Genomic DNA, 16635 nt, shown 5'->3' with positions numbered 1-16635 from the left:
ACGTCACCACAGCAGCGGCGCGCGGGCGCGCGTCCGCTCAGGCAAGGCGATGCGTCAGGTACAGGGAGGCCGGCTGGGCGGCGCTGCAGAGCGCGAGTGCAGCGGGTGTTCAGGCAGCGGCAGCATGCCGCCAATCGATCCGGCGGCGAAGGTCAGCTCGTAGGGCTCGGGATCACCGCCCATGACGGCGTGGCAATGGCAGGACAGCATATGCGACGCGTCCGGCGGCCCCGGATCGCCGGAGGTGCCATTCTCGGCGGCCTGCGTCAGCAGCAGCTCGACCTTGGGGGCACTGTCGCCGGCGCCCGGCAAGGTTGGGGCATCCGCCAGGACCGGGGTCGCGGACAGCATCATGAAAACCAACGCCACGACCAGCGCCACCGCCCGGCGGATCCGGGCCAGGCGCAGCGCTGGCAGAAGGCGTGGAAGCGTCATCGGCCCGATTGGCTAGCGGGCGACGTCAAGGCTGTAGCGCGCCCTGCCGATCTCTGCCCCGCTCGTCTCGCGCAGGGTCACTGTCGCCCGAAAGCGACCATCGACCCGGAAATCAACGCGACCGGCGAGCCGGTTCTCACCGGCGGGCCGCAGCTCCAGCGTCCGTTGCTGATTGCCGCTGGCCAGCACCTGGGCCGAGGCGACGAGCCTGGACGCATCCACCGGGCGATCCGCTTCGTCGAGCACATGCAGGGTCACATCCGCGCCGCGGACGACGAGCTCCGCTTCGTAGCGGCCGATCCTCTGCGCCTGCCCGCCGTGATGGGCATGCGTATGCCCATGGCCCGAGCCCTGTGCCTGTGCGGTGCCCGCCCGCGCGGCGATCAGGGCGGCGATCGGCAGGCTTGCGAGGGCGTGCCGCCGTGACATCCGCGGGATGACAGTCATTCCCACTCCATCCTCCGAAGGCTTCGCGCGGTCATATGACATGGAAGACACCTATCGGAAAGCTGCGACCAGGCGCACGGCGATCGCCCTCGGGAAACCTCCGCGCTCACTCGCCATTCGCGTTGTTGTATTGCGCGGCCAGATGCTTGCCGAAGGAAGCATCCGACGGCACCAGGTTCTCCGGCAGGACGAAATGGCTGCACTGGTAGCCGCCGGCAGCGGCTGGAACGGCCGCCTCCCGCGCCTCGGCGGCAGCGACACCCGAGGCGATCAGCATCGCCGCGACGAGCAAGCGCTTCATTCTTCTCGTTCCTTCTGTTCGACATCCGGCTCGCCGACCCAAGAATGCATCACATCCCGGTCGGCGATGCGGAGGTAAGCCAAACGAACAGAAGTCAAAAGACATTGAAACTTTTTGTCATCTTTGCGCGTCAGTATAACATATCCAGCATTTCAATATAACATTCCAAGTATTTGAAACCACGCGGTGGCGGCTCTATCGAAGAGTACATACCTCAATTGAGGTCCCGCACCCGTCGATGCGCCTGGGCGCCTCTTGCGATAGGTCGCTGAAGCGCGGGGTCCGCCAGGCAGCGCGGCTCCTCGCCACCGTTCAGCGGATCGGCATCGCGTACATCAGCCCGCCCCGGGTCCAGAGCTCGTTGATGCCACGCGGCAGCGCGATCGGCGTATTCGGGCCGAAATGACGGTCATAGATCTCGCCGTAATTGCCCATCGCGCGAATGGCATTATAGGCCCAGCGCCGGTCGAGCCCCATCATTGGCCCATGATCGCCGGCATTGCCGAGCAGCCGCCGGATCGCCGGATTGGCGCTCTGCAGCATCTGCTCGGCATTGGCCTGGGTGACGCCGAGCTCCTCCGCCTCGATCAGCGCGAAGACGGTCCAGCGCACGATGTCGAACCACTGGTCGTCGCCGTGACGGACGGCGGGCGCCAGAGGCTCCTTGCTGATGCGGTCGTTGAGGACGACGTGGTCATCGCGGTTCGGCAGCGCCGCGCGCATGCCGGCGAGTTGGGAGGCATCGGTCGAGAAGGCGTCGCAGCGGCCGGCGACATAGGCGTTGCGGGTCTCGTCGTTCTGCTCGAAGATCAAGGGCTGGATGCGGACATTGTGGCTGCGCGCCCAGTCGGCGAGGTTCAGCTCGCTGGTGCTGCCGCTGGTGACGCAGACGGTGGCGCCGTCGAGCTGCGCCGCGCGCTCCACATTGGCGCTGCGGCGGACCAGGAAGCCCTGGCCGTCAAAAAAATTCACGGCGGTGAAGTTCAGGCCATTGGCGGTGTCGCGCACATGCGTCCAGGTGGTGCTACGCGCCAGCAGGTCGATCTGGCCGGATTGCAGCGCCGGCAGCCGCGCCTGGGACGTCAGCACGATGAAGCGCACCTTGTTGACATCACCCAGCGCGGCGGCGGCGACGGCGCGGCAGGTATCGGCATCGAGGCCGCGATAGACGCCCTGGCTGTCCATGATGCCGAAGCCCGGCGCGCCCGGATGCGCCCCGCAGACCAGCACGTCGCGCTGGCGAACGGCGGCGAGCGTCGGGCCGGGCTGCACGGCCTGGGCTGTGGCTTCGCCCACGAACGGCAACGCCAGCAGCGCGCCGAGCAGGAACCTGAGCATGATTGTGTTTTCTCCCCGTGGCGTGCCGTCTCAGGCGATGCGGCGCTTTGGCGCGCGAACGGTCTGCCAGGCACTCACCAGCACCAGAACGCCGATCCCGATCGCGAGCCTGGCGCCGTCCGGCAACTGGTGCGCGAAGGCGGTCGCCAGGCCGGCCGCGCCCATCATCACCCGCAGCAGGACACCGAGCGGGGCCAGCAGGAAGCCGGCATAGGCGCTGGTCACCAGGGTCAGTGCCGCGACCTGCAGCAGAACGGCGCTGACGATCTCGACCAGGCTGCCATGCAGCATGATGCCGGGGTCGTAGATGAAGGCGAAGCCGACCGTGAAGCCGGCGATGCCGAAGCGCGTCGCATGCACGCTGGTGATGGTGGGACTGGCTCCGGCGATCGCCGCCGCGGCGAAGGCGGCGGCCGCGACCGGCGGCGTCGCATCGGCGATGACGGCAAAATAGAACAGGAAGAGGTGCGCCGGCAGCATGTCGACGCCGAGCGCGATGAGCTGCGGCACGCCGATCGCGGCGGCGATGATGTAGGAAGGCGTGGTCGGGATGCCGAGGCCGAGCACCAGCACGGTGATCGCCAGCAACACCAGCAGCAGACCGAGTTGGCCGCCCGCCAGCTCCTTGATGATGCCGCCGAAGGCGACGACCATGCCGGTCGCGGTCAGCGCCGAGACCACGATGCCGGCACCGGCGATCGAGACCGCGAGCGGCGCCATGGTCAGCCCGGCATTGGCCAGCGCATCGAAGATCGCACGCGGCGACATGCGCGTCCGCCGCCGCAGCATGGCAATGCCGATCATCCCCATGGTGGCGCAGAAGGCCGCGAAATTGCCGCTCCAGCGCTCGCCCATCAGCCAGACCAGTGCCACGATCGGCAGGATCAGGTGGAGATCGGCCAGGATTTCGCGCAGCGCCGGAATCTCCGAGGCCGGCATCGGCTTCATGCCGGCGCGTTTCGCCTCGAAATGCACGGCGGCAAGGATCGCGAAGTAATAGAGAACGGCGCCGAGAGCGGCTGCGACGATGATCTCGCTGTAGGGGATATTGGTGATCTCGGCCATCACGAAGGCAGCGGCGCCCATCACCGGCGGCATCAGCGCGCCGCCGACCGACGCGGCGCTTTCGATCCCGCCCGCGACCGCCGGGCTGTAGCCGATGCGCTTCATCAGCGGGATCGTCATCGCGCCTGTCGTGATGACGTTGGAGACGGAGCTGCCGCTCATGGTCCCGAACAGGCCGGAGGTGACGACCGCGACCTTGGCCGGGCCGCCGGTGAAGCGTCCGGCGGCGATGGCGCCGAAATTGGAGAACAGCCGCCCGGTGCCGCTGCCCTGCATGAAGGCGCCGAAGATGATGAAGACCGCGATGGTGGTCGCGACGATGCCGGTCAGCGGGCCATAGACACCGCCCGCCGTCGGCACCAGCCAGGCGCTCTCGACGATCTCGGACAGGGTGAAGTCGCGGGTGTTCAGCACGCCGGGCAAATGATGCCCCCACCACATATAGGCGAGGCAGCCCACCACCATCCAGGCGAGCCCCGGCTCCACCGCGCGCCGCGTCGCCTCCAGCAGCGTGATGATGCAGATGATGCCGAGCGCCATCATCTGCGGCGTGAAGGGATCGACGTATTCCATGCGGTCGCTGACCGCATCGGCATACCAGAGCACCCAAGCATGCGGCACCGCGGCGATGATCGCCCAGAGCCAGTCGAAGACGCTCGGCCAGCGCGCCGGCGACCGGCCGGGAAAGGCCGGATAGAGCAGGAACAGCGGCGGCACGAAGATCAGCAGGTGGAAGCCGCGCATGGTGATGGGTTCGGGGAAGCCATAGCCCCCGAAATAGAGATGCACCGCGGCGGCACCCGCCATCAGCGCGAGGATGGCGTAGCGCAGCCCGCTCGGCAGCTCCCGCATCAGGCCGGCATCACGCCGGCCTCGCGGAAGGCCCTGGTGGCACCGGGATGCAGCGGCAGGCCTTGATAGCGCCAGGAGACCGCCGGATCCCAGGCCCCCATGCTCGGATGGATGGTCACCAGGCGCTGGCCCTTGTTGCGGATCAGGGTGCGGGTGACGCGATAGGCGATGTCGTCGGGCAGGGTCTCGTGCACCATGATGACGCTGTCCATCGTCGTCACCGGCACATCCGCCGACTGCAATTGCGGGTAGGTGCCGGCCGGGATGATGCCCTGGCTATAGGCATAGGTCTGTTCCAAATGGTCGCGCACATCCTGCGGGAAGGCGACCAGGCGGGTCGGGCGCCGCCCCTGGGAGACCTCGGTCAGCATCGCGGCGGGCTTGGCCAGCGCCACGTAGATATAGTCGACCTGGCCATCGCCATAGGCGGCGGCGATGTCGTTGTAGCTCGCGCTCAGGTAGCGGCCACCCTCGGCGCGAACTTTGTCCGGCGAGGTGCCGAGAAAGCGCATCGCGCGCTGCAGGGTCATCTCGTCGGTCGAGGAGCGCTGCGCGGTGCCGAGGCGCAGGCCGCGCTGGGTCAGGATGGCGCGCATATCCTCCGGCCCCGCATCGGCGCGGCGGAGGAAATTGTGCTCGGTCGGGCTGTAGCCGCTGCCGAGGCAGCGCAGCCGCTCGTGCTTCTGGTTGTAGGGGTCCTCGCCCTTGGCGGCGGCGGCCGCGAAAGCATCGATCCCCCAGCCCATCTGGCTCTGCCCGTTGTTCACGCGCGTGGAGTTGGCGAGGCCGCCACCGGGGACGACGCGGATCTGGATATCCGGATTCTCGTCCTTGATCAGGGCGGAGACGCCGGCCGCCATGGTGTACCAGCCGCCGCCGAGCGAGCCCGCGACCCATTCATAGGTCTGCTGGGCGGCGGCGGAGCGGATGAAGGGCATGGCCAGGGCCGAGCCCAGGACCACGCGACGGGTCGCCTTGGGTTGGAACATGCCGGAAGCCCCCTGTTCACCTGGAGCAGCTCCGGTTCGGGCGGAATTCCGCGAACCGGTGAAGATGCTCGTCAAAACGAATGCCCAGGGCGGCCGTGACGCGCTGCATGGCGCCGCCCCCCTGGCGGCCCGATCATGGACGGGTTGCAAGTCCCAGGGCAATGGCGCGGGTTGACGGAATCGGCGGGTGGGGCGAGCGTCCGCCTGTTTCTTGGACATATCCCTGCCTCATGGCTGCACCTTCCGGCGCCGCGGCGCCTGCTCCGCTCCTCCTGCGCCTGCGCAGCCTCGCCCCAGGGCTCGCCATTGCCTTCGTCATCGCCGAGATCGCCATCCTGCTCCGCGCCCAATCGGGTATCGCGGCGCTCAACCCGGTGGTCGTGGCGCTGGTGATCGGCATCGCGATCCGCACGGCGATCGGGGCGCGGCCGGCGCTGACCCCCGGCATCGCCTATGCCGTACGCCCGGTGCTGCGCGCGGCGATCGTGCTGCTCGGCCTCCAGGTGACGCTGACCCAGCTCATCGGCCTTGGGCCGGGGGCCTTGGCGCTGGCGGTCGCGGTGGTGGCGCTGACCTTGCCGGTCACCGTCTGGCTCGGCGGGTTGCTCGGGGTGGACCGGCAGCTCTCGACCCTGATCGGCACCGGCACCGCGATCTGCGGCGCCTCGGCGATCGTCGCCGCCAACCAGGTGATCCGCGGGCGCGGCGAGGACGTGACCTATGCGCTGGCCGTCATCACCCTCTGCGGCACGGCCGCGATGCTGATCTTCCCGGGGCTCGCCGCGCCGCTCGGCTTCGATGCCGTCGATTACGGCCTCTGGGCCGGGGCGGCGGTGCATGAGGTGGTGCAGGCGGTCGGCGCCGCGGCGGCCGGCGGCGAAGCCGCGTCGCAGAGCGGCACCGTCATGAAGCTCGCCCGCGTCTTCCTGCTGGCACCCGCGCTGCTCGCCCTCGGCTGGTGGGTGGCGCGGTCGGCGCATACCGAGCAGGGCGCGGTGAAGGCGCCGGTGCCCTGGTTCGCCTTCGGCTTCCTGGCGCTCGTGGCGCTGGGCAGCACCGGGCTGGTGCCGCGCGAGGCGGTGGACGCCAGCCGCGTCCTGGTGCCGCTGATGCTCGCCGCCTCGGTCGCGGCGCTCGGGCTCTCGACCGACCTCCGGGCGCTCAGCGCGCGCGGCGTACGGCCGCTGGCGCTCGGCGTGCTGAGCAGCGTCTTCATCGCGACCCTCGCCTGGGCCGGCGTGAAGATGATCGGCTGATGCGCGCCGGCGACCCGCGGCTGACGGCGGCGGTCGTCGCCAGCGCGCTCTTCATGCAGAACCTGGATGGCTCCGCCGTCGCGACGGCGCTGCCGGCGATGGCGCGGGACTTCGGGATGGAGCCGGCCCATCTCGGCGCCGCGGTCACCGCCTACCTGGTTTCGCTCACCGTCTTCATCCCGGCCTCCGGCTGGATCGCCGACCGCTTCGGCGCCAAGCGGATCTTCCTGGTCGCGATCGTGATCTTCACCGCCGCGTCAGCGCTTTGCGGCGCGGCGCAAGGTTTTGGGGAGCTGGTCGGGGCGCGCATCCTGCAGGGCATCGGCGGCGCCATGATGGTGCCGGTCGGGCGCCTCCTGCTGCTGCGCGGGGTGCGCAAGGACGAGCTGATCCAGGCCACCACCTGGCTCACCATGCCGGCGCTGATCGGGCCGGTGATCGGGCCACCGCTCGGCGGCTTCGTCACCGATGCGCTGTCCTGGCGCTGGGTGTTCTGGATCAACATACCCGTCGGCATGATCGGCCTGCTGGCTGCCTGGCGCTTCGTGCCGAAGCCGCTGCCCTCGGCACCGCCGCCGCTCGACGCCCGCGGCCTGGTCTTCGCCGGCCTGGCGCTGGCGCTGTTGATGTTCGGGCTGGAGAATGCCGGGCGCGGCCTGGTCTCCGCCGCGGTCTGGGGCAGCGCCATCGCTGTCGGCTTTGCGATCGGGATCTTGGCGGTGCGGCATGCGCGGCAGGTGGAACAGCCGGCGATCGACCTCTCGCTGCTCCGGATCCCGACCTTCCACGCCTCGGTGGTGGCCGGCACCGTGTTCCGCATCGCCGCCGGCTGCTCCCCCTTCCTGCTGGCGCTGACCTTGCAGACCGGCTTCGGCTGGAGCGCGAGCGAAAGCGGCTCGATCGCCTTCGCGACCGCGGTCGGCGCCTTCGCGATGAAGCCGATGACACGGCCGCTGCTGCGCGCCTTCGGCTTCCGCCGCGTGCTGCTCGGCAATGGCGCGATCGCGGCCGCCGGCCTCGCCGCGGGCGCGCTGTTCACGCCGGCCTGGCCGGGCTACGCGATCTTCGCGGTGCTGGCGGCGGGCGGGCTCTCACGGTCGCTGCAGTTCACCTCCTACAACACGCTGGCCTTCGCCGACCTGCCGGCCGAGAAGCTCTCCGCCGGCACCTCCCTCTACGGCACCGCACAGCAATTGCCGCAGGCGCTCGGCGTCGTGTTGGCCAGCGCCGTGATCACCATCGGCATGGCGATCGGCGGGCGGGACAGCGCCGGGCTGGCGGATTTCGAGCTGGCCTTCGTGGTCGCCGGGCTGGTGGCGCTGCTCTCGGTACCGATGAGCCTGCACCTCTCGCCCGATGCCGGCGCCGAAGTGACCGGGCATCGGCGCGGCTAAGAAACTCCACCCCTGCCCGCGTCACGCCCAACGCGGCGCGAAGATCTGCGACGGTCTGACGAATTCCTCCTGGGCCGCGACGGTCTGGATCTCCCGCGCCCCCGCCGCCGCGGTCGCCGCCAGCACGCCATGGATCGAGGAAGCGCTGGCCGAAAGCGCCTCCGCCACGCCACGCCCGGCGAGCGTGTGGAACAGGAACAGCGCCGCGATCGCATCCCCTGCACCGTTCACCGAAACCGGCAGCAGCGGCATGCGGACGCGCCAGAAACCGCCCCCCTCACCCGCCAGCATCTCGATGGCGTCGGCGGGCGTGTCGTCGATGCGGAGGCTGGTCAACAATACCCGGCGCGGGCCGCGCGCCTGGAGTGCCGCGATGGCGCGCTTGGCATCGGCGAGCGTCGCGATGGCGCCGCCGGTCAGCCATTCCAGCTCGAACTGATTGGGCGTCGCGATCTCGGCGGCCGGCAGCGCATGGTCGCGGAAGAACTCCGGAATACCCTGCCGTACATAGATGCCGCGGTCGACATCGCCGATCACCGGATCGCAGCACCAGATGGCGCTGGGATTGGCGGCCTTGACCCGCGCCGCGGCGTCGAGGATCGCCTCCCCGATCGCGGCGCTGCCCATGTAGCCGGAGAGTATCGCGTTGCAGCGCGTCAGCGCGCCCCGCTCCGCGATGCCCTCGACGCAATCGCGGATGAGCTGCGCATCGAAGACCTGCCCCCGCCAGGCGCCATAGCCGGTGTGGTTCGAGAACTGCACGGTGTTGATCGCCCAAACCTCGGCACCGAGCCGCTGCAGCGGGAACATGGCGCTGGCATTGCCGACATGGCCGTAGGCGACCCAGGACTGGATCGAGAGAATCGAATGCGTCACGCGTGGCCCCCGCCGATGGCGCCACCCGCGGCACCGGGCGGGTGACGCTATGCGTGGCAGGTCAAAGGGTCAATCACGCTGCCCCTTCCCTTTGCGAAGCCATGCCGCCATGCTGCGCGGCGAAGCCCCGCGCACCGCGCAGGGGACAGAGGGAAGGGATGCGTCATGACCGCTGAGATCACCCGGCGCCACGCGCTGCTCGCCGCCGGCTTCGGCGGCGTCCTGCTGCCCCACACGCTGTCGGCGCAGCCGGTCGCCAAGCCCGCGGAACTCAAGGTCGGGATCACCACCTTCCTCTCCGGCCCCGCCTCCGTCTTCGGCGTGCCGGGGCGCCGTGCCGCCGAATGGCTGTTCGACGAGATCAACCGGGCCGGTGGCATCGGCGGCGTGCCGGTGCGCCCCTTCTTCGTGGATGAGGGCCCGGGCACGGAACATCTGGTCGGCGAATTCCGCCGCCTGGTGCAGTCCGAAGGCGTGCATGTGATGTTCGCCTCGATCTCCTCGGGCTCCTGCCTCGCCTGCACGCCGCTCTCGGACGAGTTGCGCAAGACCACCATCCTCTGGGATTGCGGCACCCAGCGCAGCTTCGAAGAAGGGCCCCACCCCTTCGCCTTCCGCACCCAGGGCTATGGCACGCCGGAGGTGCTGGCGCCGCTGCTCTATCTGCTGAAGCACAAGCCGGATTTCCGCTCCATCGCCGTGCTCAACCAGGACTACGCCTGGGGCCGCGATTCCTGGGAGCTCTGGAAGACCGCCATGGACGCGCTGAAGCCCGGCGTCAGGGTGGTCGCCGAAATGTTCCCCCGCTTCAACAGCACCGATTTCTCGACCGAGATCACCCGCCTGCTGGCACTCCGACCCGATGTCGTGCTGACCACCTCCTGGGGCGGCGAGTTGACGACGCTGATCCGCCAGGCGACCGAGCGGCGCCTGCTCGAGCGCAGCCTCTTCGTCATGCCGGTCGGGGAGCCCTCGATGCCGGCGCTGGCGCGCACGATGCCGGCCGGGCACATCATCGGCGCCCGCGGCGACCATTGGATCAACCACCCGGCGCCGCGCGACCGCGCCGCCTTCGATCGTTTCATCGAAGGCTATCGCACCCGCTTCAGCGAGTACCCGATCTATCCGGTGCACCACATGGCGCAGGCGATCTGGGCGCTCCAGGCCGCCTACGCCAAGGCGATCGAGGCCAAGTCCGGCGGCTGGCCGAACGACCAGGAGCTGGCGAATGCCTTCCGCGGCCTCACCTTCCCGACCCCGACCGCGAGCATCACGCTGCGCGAGGACGGCCAGGGGCTGGAGGAGCAGATCGTCGGCCTCTCCTCCTTCACCGAACGTTTCCCCTATGCGGTGCCGGAGAAGATGATCCGCTACCCGGCCGCCGAGATCAGCGCGCCGGTCGGCCAGAAGAGCACCGACTGGCTGAAGACGCTGCGGCCGGGCATGGAAACCCGCGTGGGCGCAGCGCTTTGACGCGCGGCCGCGCGGCGCGGGCACCGATCTGGAACATGACTCGTTCGCTTGGGCTCACGAGCCATGTTCCAGCCCTTGGTTGATCGCGTGATTCAGACTTTTCGGCGATTCCGCCTCAAGTCATCACGCTCCAGAGGCGCTCGCGAATGATCGACTGGTTCCACGAGAACGGCCTGCTCCTCGGCCTGGCACTCCTGGACGGCCTCGCCTATGCGGCGCTCGTCTTCATGGTCGCGGTCGGGTTGAACCTGGTGTTCGGCGTGCTCCGGATTCTGAACGTCGCGCATGGGTCCTTCTATGCGATCGGCGCCTATGCCGCGGCCTCGCTCAGCGCCTTCATCGCAGCGCAGGGCCTGCCGCCTTGGGCGGCGCTGCCGGCGCTGCTGGTGGCGGCGGCGCTGGTCGGCGCGCTGCTCGGCCCACCGATCGAGGCGCTGCTGCTGCGCCGCATCTACTCCGGGGAGCCGGTGATCCAGCTCCTCGTCACCTTCGCGCTGTTCATGATCCTGGAGGATGCGCAGAAGCTGATCTGGGGCGTGCAACCGGTCAGCAATGACGGAGCGATGCGTCTGCTCGGCACGGTGGACGTCCCCTTCGCCGGCGACGTGATCCCCTTCACCGCCTACCAGCTCTTCCTGCTGCCCGCAGTCGCGCTGGCGACGCTGGCGGGGCTCGCCTGGTTCCTGCGCCGCACATTGACCGGGCGGGTGATCGTCGCGGTGACGACCGACCGCGAGGCGGCGACCGCGATGGGGATCGATGCGAAGCGCGTCTTCCTGCTGACCTTCACCGCGGGCGCGATGCTGGCGGCACTCGGCGGCGCGCTCGCTTCGCCGACCACCGCGCTGGTGCCGGGGATCGGGGCGCAGACCATCGTGCTGTCCTTCGCGGTGATCGCAACCGCCGGCCTCGGCCGGATCGAGGGCGCGGCGCTGACCGCGCTGCTGATCGGGCTCGGACGCTCCGTCGCCGTCTATTTCGCGCCGGAGCTGGAAGTGGTCATGCCCTACATCATCATGGTGGCGGTGCTGCTGGTGCGGCCGCAGGGCCTTTTCGGGGCGGCGGAGGCACGGCGGATATGAGACGCGCTGAACCGCTGCTGGCGCTGGCGGGGGCCGCCGCGCTGGTCGGCATCGCCTATGCCGCGCCCTGGCTCCGCTTCGTGCTGACCATCGCGCTGGCCAAGGGCCTGGCGGTGCTCGGCATCCTGCTGCTGCTGAAGGCGGGGCAAGTGAGCTTCGGGCACGCCATGTATGCCGCCGTCGGCGCCTATGTGGTCGCCTTCGCAGCCCCCGGCATGGGCGAGGCGCTGGTGCTGCTGCCGCTGGCGACCGGCATCGCGGGGCTGCTCGGGCTCGTGGTCGGGCTGTTCATCACCCGCTACCGCGAGATCTTCTTCTCCATGCTGAACCTGGCGATCAGCATGGTGCTCTATTCGATGCTGGAGAAGTTCTACGCCATCACCAAGGGCACCGATGGCATCCGCGTGGCGCCTGTCACCTTCGCTGGGCTCTCACCGGAGCGGGAGAGCGCCGAATGGGCGATGTTCGCCATCGCGCTGCTGCTGGCCTTCGGCTTCGGCATCGTCGCGCGCCTCTACCTCGCCTCGCCGATGGGGCAGGCGCTCGCCGGCATCAAGACGCGGGAGACCCGACTGGAGTTCATGGGCGTGCCGGCCCGGCATGTGCTGCTCTCGGCCTATGTGTTCTCGGCGGTGATGGCGGGGGCGGCGGGCGCCATCATCGCCATGACGACGCGGCATGTGACGCCGCTGCTCGCCTATTGGACCACATCGGGGGAGCTCGTCTTCATCGCCATCCTGGGCGGTGCCGGCGGCGTGCTGGGGCCTTTCCTCGGCGCCGCCGCCTATGAGCTGATCCGGGTGCATGCGGCGGCAGCCTTCGCCGATCTCTGGCAGCTCACGCTTGGCATCGCGCTGCTGCTGGTGATCCTCTTCGCGCCGGGCGGGCTCTGGGGCGTGCTGGCGCGGCTGTTCCGGCGGGTGCGGGCATGAGTGCGTCCGATGATCGAAGCGCCGAAGGGCGCGAAGGGCTGAATCGGCCGCCGCCCGATCAGGGCGTGATGCTGGAGGCGCGCGGGCTGCGGCTGGCCTTCGGGGGCGTGCGCGCGGCTGATGGCATCGACCTTTCGGTGATGCGGGGCGAGTTCCTCGCGATCATCGGCCCGAATGGCGCCGGCAAGACCACCTTCATCAACATGACGACCGGCTATCTGCGCCCGCAGGCCGGCAGCATCCATCATGAGGGAGAGAGGATCACCGGCCTCTCGCCGCGCGCCATCGTCCGCCGCGGCATCGCGCGCAGCTTTCAGCTTCCCCAGCTCTTCACCGAGCACACGGTGCTGGAGAATGCGGCGCTCGCCATCGCCGCCCGCCTCGGCATCTGGTCGCCGCTGGCGCCATTGCTGCGGCGGGAGATCCGCGAGGAGGCGCGGGAGCTGCTGGCCCGATTCGGCCTCTCGGCGATCGAGGAGAGCCGCGCCGACACCCTGAACGAGGGCGCACGCAAGCTTGCCGACATCGCCATGGCGGTGGCGCTGAAGCCGCGGCTGCTGCTGATGGACGAGCCCACCTCCGGCGTCGCGGCATCCGAGAAGATGGCGGTGGTCGAGACGCTCGCCCGGGTGCTGCGGGATGCCGCGGTGACCGCGGTCTTCGTCGAGCACGACATGGATGTGGTGGCGCGCTTCGCCGACCGGGTGGCCGTGTGGTCGCAGGGGCGGATCGTGGCCCTCGGGCCGCCCGCCACGGTGCTGTCGGATCCGGAGGTGCAGCGGGAGGTGATCGGCGTATCGGGGGCCATCCATGCTTGAGCTCGACGGCGTCTCGGTCGCCATCGCCGGCGCGCCGGTGCTGCGCCGGGTGTCGCTGCAGGTGCCGCCCGGCGGGCGCGTCGCGCTCATTGGGCGGAACGGCGCCGGCAAGACCACGACGCTCCGCGCGCTGATGGGCCTGCTGGCGCCCGGCGAAGGCCGGATCCTGATCGGCGGCGAGGATGCGACTTCGGTGCCCGCGCATCACCGCGCCCGTCTCGGCATCGGCTACGCGCCGGAGGAGCGGCGGCTGTTCGGGACCTTCTCCGTGCGCGAGAACATCCTGCTGCCGGCCGAGGTGCTGGGCCTGCCGGGGCCAGAGGCGGCGCGGCGGCTGGAGCTGATCTTCACCCTGCTGCCGGAGCTGAAGGACCTCGCCCCCCGTCGCGCGGGCGGGCTTTCGGGCGGCCAGGGCAAGATGGTGGCGCTCGGCCGGGCGCTGATGGTGGGCACCCGCGCGGTGCTGCTGGACGAGCCCTTCCAGGGCCTCGCCCCGGTCCTTGCCCAGCGCTACGCGGAGGCGCTGAAGCGCCTCAGGGACGCCCTGCCTGGCCTCGCGATCCTGATCACCGAAAGCAACCCGGAGCTGCTGCGACCGCTGGTGGAGGCGACCTTGGAGATCGAGCGCGGGGAGATCGGGGCCGGCTGAAGGCCCCGCCCCGGCCCAAAGGTTGCACCCCTGGGCCGCTTCCCCTATACGCGCGGGCTTCGCGGCCGGTCGGCATCGGCGGCGCCCAGGACATATTGAGAGCATCGCGATGAAGCCCGACATCCATCCGGACTACCACGAGATCACGGTCGTCATGACCGATGGCTTCGAGTTCAAGACCCGCTCCTGCGCCGGCAAGGCGGGCGACACCATTCGTCTCGACATCGATCCCAAGTCGCACCCGGCCTGGACCGGCCAGCAGCGCGTGATCGACACCGGCGGCCAGATCGCGAAGTTCAACAAGAAGTTCGCCAGCATCGGGGTTCGCAAGAAGGCCTGAAAGGCCTTCTTGCTGAGTCTTTTTTAGGTCTCAGGCGCCGGCGGCCGCATCCGCGGCCTTGGCTTGCGCGCTGTCACGGTGCGCCCGGCGCGCCGGTTGGTCGCGCGCGGGCCGCATTCGCGGCCTCGGCCTGCGTCGGCTGACGCCTCGCAGTCCGGCCTTTCGGGTGGCGGCCTGCGGCCGCGGGTCGCGCTGACCCTTGGGATGGCACCCTTCCTGCTTGGTCTCCGGCTCAGCCGGAGACCATTGTATGGAAATCGCACTCTTCAACCTGATGTCGCTGCACCGCGCCGATGAGGCGCCGGCCGCCGTCCTTGGCATGACGGTCGAGAAGGTGCGGCTCGCCGAGGAGCTCGGCTTCGATGGCGCCTGGTTCGCCGAGCACCACTTCACCAGCGCCTCGGTCTGCCCCTCGCCCCTGATGATGGTCGCGCATTGCGCGGCGGTGACGAAGCGCCTCCGCCTAGGCCCGGCGGTCGTGGTGCTGCCGCTGCACCACCCGCTCCGCGTCGTGCAGGAGGTCGGGATGCTGCAGGCGTTGACCGGCGGCCGCATCCAGCTCGGCATCGGCACCGGCCATCAGCCGCATGAGTTCCGCACCTTCGGCGTGCCGATCGCCGAGCGGGTGGGCATCCTGGACGAATCCTGGGACATCATCGAACGCGGCCTCACCACCGGGCAGGTCGGCCATGAGGGCCGCCATTACCGCATCCCGGAAGCGCCACTGGCCGCCTTCCCCGGCCGCATGCCGCCGCTCTTCCTGGCCGGCGGCACGCCGGCGCTGATCCAGCGCGCGGCGCGCGCCGGCGGCGCGCTCTTCATCAGCCAGGGCCATCGCCGCGCCGCCGGCGCTCTGCCGATGCGCGACAAGCTGCTGGCCGCGCTGGACGCCGGCGGGCTGCCCGCAATGGCGCTCCGCCTCGCCCTGCAGCGCTACGTCTTCGTCACCGACGATCCCGCCGAGAAGCGCCAGGCCGCCGAGGGCCTGCTGCGCCTGGCGCGCACCACGCTCTCGCTCCGCGACGAGGTGCCGCCGCGCGACGGCCCGATGATGCGCTCCGTCCCCTTCGATGGTGAACCGACGATCGAATGGCTGCTGGCGAACGGCGCGATCGGCCCCGCCGAGACAGTGGCCGAACGCCTGGCCGAGGACATCCGGGTGCTCTCGCCGGCGCATCTCAGCCTCTACATGGGCTTCACCGGCCTGCCCGCGCCGCGTGTGCTCGCGGCGCTGGAGCGCTTCGGCGAACGCGTGCTGCCGGTGCTGCGCGGCCTCGACGCCGCGCCGCGGCGCCTCGCCTCCTGACAGGATGCGGGCGCCGCCTATTGCTGCCGCGCGCCCGACCGCTCCACCACGCCCGCCCAATGCGGGATATCCGCCGCCAGCCGCGTGCGCATCTCCTCGGGCCCACCCAGCATCATGGTGAAACCCATCGCCTCCATGCGGCTCCTGATCTCCGGCGTGTCGGTCACGCGGCGGATCTCGGCATGCAGCCGGTCGATGATCGGGCGTGGCGTGCGCGCCGGTACCACGATGCCGTACCAGGTGGTGCTGACGAATCCGGGCATGTCGCAGGCTTCCGCGATGGTCGGCACCTCCGGCAAAGTCGCGACCCGCTGCGCCGAGGTGATGCCGAGCAGCCGGACGCGCCCGAGCCGCCAATCATCCAGAACGGGCCCCGACTGGTAGAAGAACAGGTCCGCATCGCCCTGATAGAGCGCGGTCATCGCGAAAGGCCCGCCGCGATAGGGCACGTGCACCATGTTGATGCTGGCGGCCGTCGCGAATTGCGCGGCCGCCAGATGGGTCGAGGCACCGATGCCGCTGCTCGCGTAGTTCAGCCTGCCCGGCGCGTCCCTTGCGGCGCCGATCAGGGCCCGGCAATCCGTGAATTGCGGGCGCTTCTCGGTGCTGGTCACCAGCACGTTCGGCACCTCGAACAGCGTCATCACCGGCGCCAGGTCGGTCTGGGTGTCGATCGGCATCTGCGGCAGCACCGCGCGGTTGATCGCGAGCATCGCGGACGTCGCGGCCAGGACCGTATGGCCGTCCGGCGCGGCGCGCGCCGTCGCTTCCATCGCGATGTTGCCGGATGCGCCGCTGCGCGCCTCGACCACCGCCGGCACGCCGAGTGCCGCCGAGAGCTGGTTCTGGATCAAGCGCCAGTAGATGTCGGCCTGGGTACCGGCGGGAAAGCCGCCCAGCAGCAGGACGGGGCGCCCCGGGGTCGGGAATGATTGCGCCCAGGCGGCGGGCGCGGCCAGCAGCAGCGCCGCGGCCAGCAGGATCCGGCTTCGCATCTTCAACCTCTTCGGTCGGTTCTTGTCGAAGCCGCGTGCCAGGCGCCCGATCGCGGCCGGTTCGCCGCGCGCCATTCTGGTTCAGTA

The 16635-nt window shown here is 69.9% G+C and carries 17 protein-coding genes; 9 read left to right on the top strand and 8 right to left on the bottom strand.

Going from position 1 to position 16635, the window contains the following annotated elements; all coding sequences use genetic code 11:
* Positions 1-54: 54 nt before the first annotated feature.
* From GXW71_RS07580 to GXW71_RS07555, 6 genes are all read right to left on the bottom strand, one after another.
* Positions 55-435, bottom strand: a complete 381-nt coding sequence (locus GXW71_RS07580) for a hypothetical protein (protein ID WP_211851815.1) — start codon at positions 433-435, stop codon at positions 55-57.
* A gap of 12 nt (positions 436-447) precedes the next feature.
* A complete protein-coding gene (locus GXW71_RS07575) occupies positions 448-882 on the bottom strand; it encodes a hypothetical protein (RefSeq protein WP_211851814.1) in 435 nt (144 codons plus the stop codon).
* A gap of 106 nt (positions 883-988) precedes the next feature.
* Positions 989-1183, bottom strand: a complete 195-nt coding sequence (locus tag GXW71_RS07570; RefSeq protein ID WP_211851813.1) for a hypothetical protein — start codon at positions 1181-1183, stop codon at positions 989-991.
* Positions 1184-1495: 312 nt separating this feature from the next.
* Entirely contained in the window at positions 1496-2521 is a 1026-nt protein-coding gene (locus GXW71_RS07565; RefSeq protein ID WP_211851812.1) for an amino acid ABC transporter substrate-binding protein, read from the bottom strand.
* A 30-nt stretch (positions 2522-2551) separates the two neighbouring features.
* Positions 2552-4438, bottom strand: coding sequence for a TRAP transporter permease (locus GXW71_RS07560; RefSeq protein WP_211851811.1), 1887 nt, complete (start codon positions 4436-4438; stop codon positions 2552-2554).
* Positions 4438-5427: a TAXI family TRAP transporter solute-binding subunit gene (locus GXW71_RS07555; protein WP_211851810.1), complete on the bottom strand. Its 990-nt coding sequence runs from the start codon at positions 5425-5427 to the stop codon at positions 4438-4440. The genes GXW71_RS07560 and GXW71_RS07555 overlap by 1 nt, the downstream gene beginning before the upstream one ends.
* A 230-nt stretch (positions 5428-5657) precedes the next feature.
* On the opposite strand from GXW71_RS07555, the gene GXW71_RS07550 reads away from it, so the two are divergent.
* Positions 5658-6683: a YeiH family protein gene (locus GXW71_RS07550; protein ID WP_211851809.1), complete on the top strand. Its 1026-nt coding sequence runs from the start codon at positions 5658-5660 to the stop codon at positions 6681-6683.
* Positions 6683-8077: an MFS transporter gene (locus tag GXW71_RS07545; RefSeq protein ID WP_211851808.1), complete on the top strand. Its 1395-nt coding sequence runs from the start codon at positions 6683-6685 to the stop codon at positions 8075-8077. Before GXW71_RS07550 ends, GXW71_RS07545 begins: the two co-directional genes overlap by 1 nt.
* A gap of 21 nt (positions 8078-8098) precedes the next feature.
* Here the strand turns inward: GXW71_RS07545 and pdxY are convergent, their stop codons facing one another.
* Positions 8099-8953 carry a pyridoxal kinase PdxY gene (gene pdxY / locus GXW71_RS07540; protein WP_211851807.1) on the bottom strand — a complete coding sequence of 285 codons (855 nt, stop codon included), beginning with the start codon at positions 8951-8953 and terminating at the stop codon, positions 8099-8101.
* Positions 8954-9118: 165 nt separating this feature from the next.
* Here pdxY and GXW71_RS07535 point away from each other — a divergent pair, with 165 nt between their 5' ends.
* From GXW71_RS07535 to GXW71_RS07505, 7 genes are all read left to right on the top strand, one after another.
* The gene (locus GXW71_RS07535) at positions 9119-10426 is read left to right on the top strand and encodes an ABC transporter substrate-binding protein (protein ID WP_211851806.1); all 1308 of its coding nucleotides are present in this window, start codon (positions 9119-9121) and stop codon (positions 10424-10426) included.
* Positions 10427-10572: 146 nt separating this feature from the next.
* Positions 10573-11508 (top strand): branched-chain amino acid ABC transporter permease, encoded by a 936-nt coding sequence (locus GXW71_RS07530; protein WP_211851805.1) that lies wholly within the window; start codon positions 10573-10575, stop codon positions 11506-11508.
* A complete protein-coding gene (locus GXW71_RS07525) occupies positions 11505-12440 on the top strand; it encodes a branched-chain amino acid ABC transporter permease (RefSeq protein ID WP_211851804.1) in 936 nt (311 codons plus the stop codon). Before GXW71_RS07530 ends, GXW71_RS07525 begins: the two co-directional genes overlap by 4 nt.
* A complete protein-coding gene (locus GXW71_RS07520; protein ID WP_246526377.1) occupies positions 12437-13258 on the top strand; it encodes an ABC transporter ATP-binding protein in 822 nt (273 codons plus the stop codon). The genes GXW71_RS07525 and GXW71_RS07520 overlap by 4 nt, the downstream gene beginning before the upstream one ends.
* Positions 13251-13907 (top strand): ABC transporter ATP-binding protein, encoded by a 657-nt coding sequence (locus GXW71_RS07515; RefSeq protein WP_211851803.1) that lies wholly within the window; start codon positions 13251-13253, stop codon positions 13905-13907. The genes GXW71_RS07520 and GXW71_RS07515 overlap by 8 nt, the downstream gene beginning before the upstream one ends.
* Positions 13908-14016: 109 nt before the next feature.
* Complete coding sequence (rpmE, locus tag GXW71_RS07510; protein WP_211851802.1) at positions 14017-14247, top strand: 50S ribosomal protein L31; 231 nt, start codon at positions 14017-14019, stop codon at positions 14245-14247.
* A gap of 250 nt (positions 14248-14497) precedes the next feature.
* Positions 14498-15553 (top strand): LLM class flavin-dependent oxidoreductase, encoded by a 1056-nt coding sequence (locus GXW71_RS07505; RefSeq protein WP_211851801.1) that lies wholly within the window; start codon positions 14498-14500, stop codon positions 15551-15553.
* Between the two features lie 17 nt (positions 15554-15570).
* On the opposite strand, the gene GXW71_RS07500 is transcribed toward GXW71_RS07505, so the two are convergent.
* Positions 15571-16548 (bottom strand): Bug family tripartite tricarboxylate transporter substrate binding protein, encoded by a 978-nt coding sequence (locus GXW71_RS07500; protein ID WP_211851800.1) that lies wholly within the window; start codon positions 16546-16548, stop codon positions 15571-15573.
* Between the last annotated feature and the right edge of the window lie 87 nt (positions 16549-16635).

This window comes from Plastoroseomonas hellenica (assembly GCF_018129085.1).
Classification (GTDB): domain Bacteria; phylum Pseudomonadota; class Alphaproteobacteria; order Acetobacterales; family Acetobacteraceae; genus Plastoroseomonas; species Plastoroseomonas hellenica.
Note: the sequence above shows the minus strand (reverse complement) of the source record. Positions and strands in the feature narration are given on the sequence as shown.

What these genes read in the sequence shown, in the direction of transcription:
- GXW71_RS07580 (WP_211851815.1), bottom strand. Translation starts at nt 435, where the DNA reads ATGACGCTTCCACGCCTTCTGCCAGCGCTGCGCCTGGCCCGGATCCGC.
- GXW71_RS07575 (WP_211851814.1), bottom strand. Translation starts at nt 882, where the DNA reads ATGACTGTCATCCCGCGGATGTCACGGCGGCACGCCCTCGCAAGCCTG.
- GXW71_RS07570 (WP_211851813.1), bottom strand. Translation starts at nt 1,183, where the DNA reads ATGAAGCGCTTGCTCGTCGCGGCGATGCTGATCGCCTCGGGTGTCGCT.
- GXW71_RS07565 (WP_211851812.1), bottom strand. Translation starts at nt 2,521, where the DNA reads ATGCTCAGGTTCCTGCTCGGCGCGCTGCTGGCGTTGCCGTTCGTGGGC.
- GXW71_RS07560 (WP_211851811.1), bottom strand. Translation starts at nt 4,438, where the DNA reads ATGCGGGAGCTGCCGAGCGGGCTGCGCTACGCCATCCTCGCGCTGATG.
- GXW71_RS07555 (WP_211851810.1), bottom strand. Translation starts at nt 5,427, where the DNA reads ATGTTCCAACCCAAGGCGACCCGTCGCGTGGTCCTGGGCTCGGCCCTG.
- GXW71_RS07550 (WP_211851809.1), top strand. Translation starts at nt 5,658, where the DNA reads ATGGCTGCACCTTCCGGCGCCGCGGCGCCTGCTCCGCTCCTCCTGCGC.
- GXW71_RS07545 (WP_211851808.1), top strand. Translation starts at nt 6,683, where the DNA reads ATGCGCGCCGGCGACCCGCGGCTGACGGCGGCGGTCGTCGCCAGCGCG.
- GXW71_RS07535 (WP_211851806.1), top strand. Translation starts at nt 9,119, where the DNA reads ATGACCGCTGAGATCACCCGGCGCCACGCGCTGCTCGCCGCCGGCTTC.
- GXW71_RS07530 (WP_211851805.1), top strand. Translation starts at nt 10,573, where the DNA reads ATGATCGACTGGTTCCACGAGAACGGCCTGCTCCTCGGCCTGGCACTC.
- GXW71_RS07525 (WP_211851804.1), top strand. Translation starts at nt 11,505, where the DNA reads ATGAGACGCGCTGAACCGCTGCTGGCGCTGGCGGGGGCCGCCGCGCTG.
- GXW71_RS07520 (WP_246526377.1), top strand. Translation starts at nt 12,437, where the DNA reads ATGAGTGCGTCCGATGATCGAAGCGCCGAAGGGCGCGAAGGGCTGAAT.
- GXW71_RS07515 (WP_211851803.1), top strand. Translation starts at nt 13,251, where the DNA reads ATGCTTGAGCTCGACGGCGTCTCGGTCGCCATCGCCGGCGCGCCGGTG.
- rpmE (WP_211851802.1), top strand. Translation starts at nt 14,017, where the DNA reads ATGAAGCCCGACATCCATCCGGACTACCACGAGATCACGGTCGTCATG.
- GXW71_RS07505 (WP_211851801.1), top strand. Translation starts at nt 14,498, where the DNA reads ATGGAAATCGCACTCTTCAACCTGATGTCGCTGCACCGCGCCGATGAG.
- GXW71_RS07500 (WP_211851800.1), bottom strand. Translation starts at nt 16,548, where the DNA reads ATGCGAAGCCGGATCCTGCTGGCCGCGGCGCTGCTGCTGGCCGCGCCC.